At 56.9% G+C, this 1,213-nt stretch carries 1 protein-coding gene; it reads left to right on the top strand.

The window, feature by feature from the left end:
- Positions 1 to 1,213 (top strand): DNA mismatch repair protein MutS (gene mutS / locus L691_RS0109780; protein ID WP_025690283.1); only part of this gene is annotated, 1,213 nt, incomplete at both ends.

Below are 1,213 nucleotides of genomic sequence, written 5' to 3'. Positions count from 1 at the left end.
CGGGCTGATTCGGCCCGGCTACCATGCCCGGCTGGACGAGCTTAGAGAGGCAAGCAGCAGCGGCAAGCGCTGGATAGCCCAGCTTGAGGCGAAGGAGCGCCTGGCAACGGGAATCAAGTCGCTGAAAATCGGATTCAACAAGGTGTTCGGCTATTATATAGAAGTCACCCGTTCCAATCTGGCGTCCCTGCCGGAGGGACGGTATGAGCGCAAGCAGACGCTCGCCAATGCGGAGCGCTTCGTAACTCCCGAATTGAAAGAGAAGGAAGCCCTGATACTGGAAGCGCAGGACAAAATGACCGATCTCGAGTACAGCTTATTCAGCGAGCTGCGCGAACGGTTAAGCTCGCAGATTCCCAGATTGCAAAGTTTGGCGGAAAAAGTGGCCGAAATCGACGTATACCAGGGTCTTGCGGCGGTCAGCGCGGAGCAGCGATTCGTGAAGCCGACGCTCACCGAAGGTTATGACTTGAAGATTGAAGGCGGCCGCCATCCTGTCGTTGAAGCGGTGCTGAAGGATGCTTCTTTTATCGCCAACGGCAGCAGTCTCACGCAGGACGAGGGCAGAATTTTGCTGATAACGGGTCCAAATATGGCGGGAAAAAGCACCTACATGCGTCAAGTGGCCCTGATCTGTATCATGGCGCAGGTGGGATGCTTCGTTCCGGCGGATCAGGCGGAAATCCCGGTCATCGATCGGATTTTTACACGAATTGGGGCGGCAGATGATCTCATTGGCGGTCAAAGCACCTTTATGGTCGAGATGGCTGACATCCAGCTCATGACCGACAAAGCGACGCCGCGCAGCCTGATTATCATTGATGAACTGGGCCGGGGAACCTCAACAAGCGAGGGAATGGCCATAGCCCAGGCGGTTATCGAATATGTGCATCACCATATCGGCTGCAAGGCGCTGGTATCGACGCATTTTCACGAGCTGGCGCATCTGGAGGACAGCCTGAACGGCCTTCGCAATTATTCCATGGCGGTGCAGGAGAGCGGAGACAAAGTGACTTTCCTGCGCAAGCTGATTGCTGGCGCTGCGGACAGCAGCTACGGCATCTACTGCGCGCGTCTTGCCGGGCTGCCCGGCAGCATCATCGACCGCGCTTACGGACTGCTGCAGTATATCGAGCATTCTTCTCCAGCTAATGCTCCTGCGGAATCTGGTTCTCTGTCCGGGGCTCACGGCGGCGGTCCGGCATCTGCAGGT

The sequence above is a fragment of the Paenibacillus zanthoxyli JH29 genome (assembly GCF_000520715.1).
Taxonomy (GTDB): Bacteria; Bacillota; Bacilli; order Paenibacillales; family Paenibacillaceae; genus Paenibacillus_AQ; species Paenibacillus_AQ zanthoxyli.
This window is presented reverse-complemented; position numbering and strand designations above follow the sequence as displayed.